This is a genomic window from Methanohalobium sp. (assembly GCF_018609725.1).
Lineage (GTDB): Archaea > Halobacteriota > Methanosarcinia > Methanosarcinales > Methanosarcinaceae > Methanohalobium.
Window position 1 is genome coordinate 1 of the sequence record NZ_JAHENT010000063.1, and the last position, 4,578, is coordinate 4,578.

4 protein-coding genes and 2 pseudogenes are annotated in these 4,578 nt (G+C 38.3%); all 6 read left to right on the forward strand.

Annotated elements, in window-relative coordinates; all coding sequences use genetic code 11:
* A pseudogene (locus tag QZ276_RS03855) lies at window positions 1-338 on the forward strand (HNH endonuclease); the annotation flags it as partial.
* Between the two features lie 30 nt (window positions 339-368).
* Window positions 369-752 (forward strand): annotated as a pseudogene (locus tag QZ276_RS03860) (zinc ribbon domain-containing protein); the annotation flags it as partial.
* Between the two features lie 89 nt (window positions 753-841).
* On the forward strand, window positions 842-2,089 hold the full coding sequence (coaBC, locus tag QZ276_RS03865) for a bifunctional phosphopantothenoylcysteine decarboxylase/phosphopantothenate--cysteine ligase CoaBC (protein ID WP_292485455.1): 1,248 nt from the start codon (window positions 842-844) through the stop codon (window positions 2,087-2,089).
* On the forward strand, window positions 2,089-2,964 hold the full coding sequence (locus QZ276_RS03870; RefSeq protein WP_292485457.1) for a pantoate kinase: 876 nt from the start codon (window positions 2,089-2,091) through the stop codon (window positions 2,962-2,964). Before coaBC ends, QZ276_RS03870 begins: the two co-directional genes overlap by 1 nt.
* A gap of 23 nt (window positions 2,965-2,987) precedes the next feature.
* Window positions 2,988-3,758 (forward strand): 4-phosphopantoate--beta-alanine ligase, encoded by a 771-nt coding sequence (locus tag QZ276_RS03875; RefSeq protein WP_292485459.1) that lies wholly within the window; start codon window positions 2,988-2,990, stop codon window positions 3,756-3,758.
* A 40-nt stretch (window positions 3,759-3,798) separates the two neighbouring features.
* Window positions 3,799-4,578 (forward strand): amidohydrolase family protein (locus QZ276_RS03880; protein WP_292485461.1); only part of this gene is annotated, 780 nt, incomplete at its 3' end.

Below are 4,578 nucleotides of genomic sequence, written 5' to 3' on the forward strand. Positions count from 1 at the left end.
CTAAAGGTAGAGGCAGTTATAAGAGATGCAAACTGGACAAATATGGTTTCCCGAGAAAACCTGCACCAAGAATCAAATACATATTCGGTTTCCAGTCAGGAGACATCATAAAAGCGATAGTTGAAAATGGAAAGTATAAAGGCACCTGGAAAGGTGCAGTCGCATGCAGAAGCAGCGGATATTTCGACATCAAAAACGGTACTAAAAGGATTGCACAGGGTATAAACCACAAATATTTCAAACTCATACAGAGGTTCGATGGATATACCTATCAATTAGACAAACTAAACCTGATTACAAATATAAATACCGATGGTCGCAATTCCTCTCACTGCTGAATCAGTGGGCTTCCTTGCGACGCTTCTCGTGAACTCAAGGAAATCAAACAGGAACAGAATATCGGGAAACAGAATAATCAAAATTTCCTAATGATACCGTTTGCCAGATTCAAACAGAAATTAGCTTCCAAGTGTGAATATCACGGTATAAAGTATCACGAAGTAGATGAGGCATACACCAGTAAAGTTGATGCACTGGCTTTAGAACCCATCAAAAAACATAAAAAGTATCTTGGTAAAATACCGAAACGAGTTATATTCCAGTCATCAACAGGTAGACTGATCAATGCCGATATCAACGGTGCATTGAATATCTTGAGAAAGGTAATCGGCGATTCCCTTACAGGGATAGCTGATAATGGGGAAGTGAACTCCCCTGAGAGAATAAGGTTTTTCGGCAACACACGTCAGTAAAGCAAACTTCTTTCGAAGCTGCTGAGTCTTTAGCTCAGCGGTAGTTCACATAGCAACCTACTTATTATTATAAAACCTGAGATAGATATATGAAGAATACAGGACATCAGATACATCCTACAAAATGGATAAAGAACCAGAGAAGTGAGTCACTTGCAGGTAAAACGATTGTACTCGGTGTGACTGGGAGTATCGCGGCAGTGCGTGTTGTAGAGATGTCAAGGGATTTAATAAGAAATGGTGCTGATGTCTATGCAGTAACAACAGAAGCATCGGAATGGATAATCAATCCCTTTGCCCTTAATTATGCCACAGGAAATAATGTGATAACAGAACTCACTGGCGATGTGGAACATGTCAAATTCTGTGGTCTTAATGGATGTGCAGACCTTCTGGTTATAGTTCCAGCAACTGCTAATACTATTGGCAAAATAGCAGGAGGTATTGATGACACTCCTGTAACAACATTTGCAACAACTGCGCTTGGTTCAAATATACCTATTATGATAGTACCTGCAATGCATGAGTCCATGTATAACCATCCGGGAGTAGTAGAAAATATTGATAAATTAAAATCATGGGGTGTATCTTTTGTAGGACCATATTTTGAGGAAGGAGTGGCAAAAGTCGCTCCAAACGATACAGTGGAATTAAATGTAGAACGTGCAGCAGGAGATGGCGATCTTACAGGTATAAAAATTCTTATAACAGGTGGTGCCACAGCAGAATCTATAGATCCTATACGAATTCTTACTAACCGTTCATCAGGAAAAACTGGTATAGAACTTGCTCTGGAAGCTTATAGAAGAGGAGCTTATGTTACAATAGTTCATAGAAATCATCTTGATGTCCAAGGGATAAACGAAAAATATGTAGAAAGTGCTGACCAGATGATTGATGCTGTAATGGATGAACTTGATAACGGATACGATGCATTTATTAGTTCTGCAGCAATCTCGGATTATACACTGGATTACTCATCTCATAAAATAAAATCTGGCAATGACCAATTGTCACTTGTATTAAAACCTACAAGAAAATTGTTAAATGAGGTCAGGAAAGCTTATCCGAAACTTGTGATAACCGGTTTCAAGGCAGAGACCGGAATAAAAGTAGACGAGCTTATATCAAGGTCTCAAAAACTTCAGCAAGAACATGGAGTTGACCTTATGGTTGCAAATAATGTTGGATACAAGGGCATGGGAGACGACACCAATGAGGTATATATAATAGATTCAGACTCTGGAAAACCTGTTCATGTAAGCGGTTCTAAACGAGTTATTGCCAGCAAAGTTTTTGATAACTTGGCTGAAAAATTAAAGAGAGGAATTTTTTGATGTCGGAAAAATATACAGGAACAGGTTTTGCTCCTGCTCATATAACAGGTTTTTTTGAAATCCATAACCATAAAGATATGCAATATAAAGGTTCTACTGGTTGCGGACTGGTATTTGATCAGGGAGTTGAAGCTGATTTACAGGCAGGTGATACGCTCAAAAGAACTCGGGTTTTTTTAAATGGTTCACCAGTTCAGGTGGATGCCATTAACACAGCAATAGAAATGCTTACAGATTTGCCTGTTGCTGTAAATATCAAGACAAATATGCCATTAGGTTGTGGATTAGGATTATCAGGCGCAGGCGCATTGAGCGTAGCTTATGCGCTCAACCAAGCACTTTCTCTGAATTATACCTCCAAGCATCTTGCTGATATTGTACATCTGGCAGAAGTAAAAACGGTAAGTGGTTTGGGGGATGTTACGGCACAGTTATATAGAGGTGCAGTTATCAGAACAAAACCTGGTAAACCATCAAATGGAGAAGTGGATTTCATCCCTTCTGAAAAATTTATTGTGTATGTTGTAGTACTGGGAAATGTATCTACAAAATCGGTCATTGGAAATAGAGAAATGGTTGATAGGATAAATTCAGCGGGTGGAAAAGCTCACTCTTTAACCCTGAAACACCCTACAATCGATAATTTTATGGAGCAATCTAAAAACTTCACGATGGAAACTGGTCTTTTAAAGGATAGAGCAAAGGATTTAATTGAAGCTGTAGAATTTTCTGGCGGCAAAGCTTCCCAGGCAATGATAGGTGATACTGTATTCGCAATATCTGATGAAAAGACAAAAAACGAAGTGTACAAATCTATGTTAGAATTTGGTGAAGTTTTGGAATTAAATTCAGGTACAGGTTGTTACACAATTTAATCGTTTAAATTGAAGGTAAATATATGACACAAATTCCGCGTGACCATCCAAGATATAAATCACTCATAACACGTGAAATGGCTGTAGAGGGAGTGAAAAAAGGCATAACAAGCACACAGGGTTTAATTGCACAGGGTCGAGGCGAAGCATTCGATTACCTTATAGGAGAATACAGTACTGAATCGGCAAAGGAAGCGGAGAGGGTAGCAACAGCACATTTATTATTGGCTAAAAAACCTGTAATATCTATCAATGGCAATACTGCAGCACTTATTCCTGATGAAATGGTAGAATTGTCCGATATTATCAAAGCATTACTTGAAGTGAACCTTTTCCACAGGAGCATGGATAGAATCGACAGGATAATAGAACATATGGAATCACACGGTGCTGAAAATGTACTGGGGAGAAAGGGGGATTCAGTTCTTGATTTATCACATGATAGAAGAAAGGTAGACCATGAGGGTATATACAGTGCAGACGTAGTACTGGTACCACTGGAAGATGGAGACAGATGTGAAAAATTATCAGAAATAGACAAAGTGGTAATAGCAATTGACCTAAATCCATTATCCCGTACATCCCAATGCGCAGATATAACTATAGTGGATAACATAACCCGCGCTTTTGAAAATATGCTGCAATATGCCGATGAAATGAAAACTTTAAATTCTGATAAATTAAGAAAAATTGTAGATAGTTATGATAACAATCGAATTATCACTTCAGCGATTGATGAAATAATAACAAGGCTTAACAACCTTTCAAAAGAATCTGGTAATAAATGCTTATAAAATAAATTAGTTCTATTTCAAATTGTAACGGGGAGTAAATATGGCAGATATAATAATCAAAAACGGTTCTATCCTGACAATGGATTCTTATGAGTTAACACATGGAGTGGTTGTAATAGAAAACGGTATCATAACAGAAGTATCAGAATCCACTGAACAGTATGCAGACAAAATTATCGATGCAAAAGGCTCAGTTGTGATGCCGGGTTTTGTCAATACCCATACACATGCTGCGATGACATTATTCAGAGGTTATGCGGATGACATTCCGCTTGATGAATGGCTCAAGGATTACATCTGGCCTGCTGAGGAGCATTTAACAGATGAAGATGCGTATATAGGAACAAAACTTGCATGTCTGGAAATGATAAAATCAGGCACAACTTCATTTGCTGATATGTACATCCATATGAATGATGTTGCACAGGCGGTTAAAGATTCGGGTATGAGGGCTGCTCTTTCATATGGATTAATTGATTTGGGTGAAAATCGGTCTGCTGATGTAGAGTTATCCAAGGGAAAACAGTTTGTTCTTGACTGGAATGGAGAAGCAGAAGGTCGGATAATAACAATGTATGGACCACATGCCCCTTATACATGTTCTGAAGGTTTCTTGTCAAAATTAAAAAAAGAGTCAAATCACGACAATGTCGGCATCCATATCCATGTTCTTGAGACTGAGAGTGAATTAAATCAAATGAAACAGCATTATGGGATGTGTTCAGTCAACCTTTTGGACAGGCTTGGATTTTTAGGTCCAGATGTACTTGCAGCACATTGTGTCTGGTTGTCGGATGATGACATAGAAATACTTCGAGGA

What these genes read in the sequence shown, in the direction of transcription:
- coaBC (WP_292485455.1), top strand. Translation starts at nt 842, where the DNA reads ATGAAGAATACAGGACATCAGATACATCCTACAAAATGGATAAAGAAC.
- QZ276_RS03875 (WP_292485459.1), top strand. Translation starts at nt 2,988, where the DNA reads ATGACACAAATTCCGCGTGACCATCCAAGATATAAATCACTCATAACA.
- QZ276_RS03870 (WP_292485457.1), top strand. Translation starts at nt 2,089, where the DNA reads ATGTCGGAAAAATATACAGGAACAGGTTTTGCTCCTGCTCATATAACA.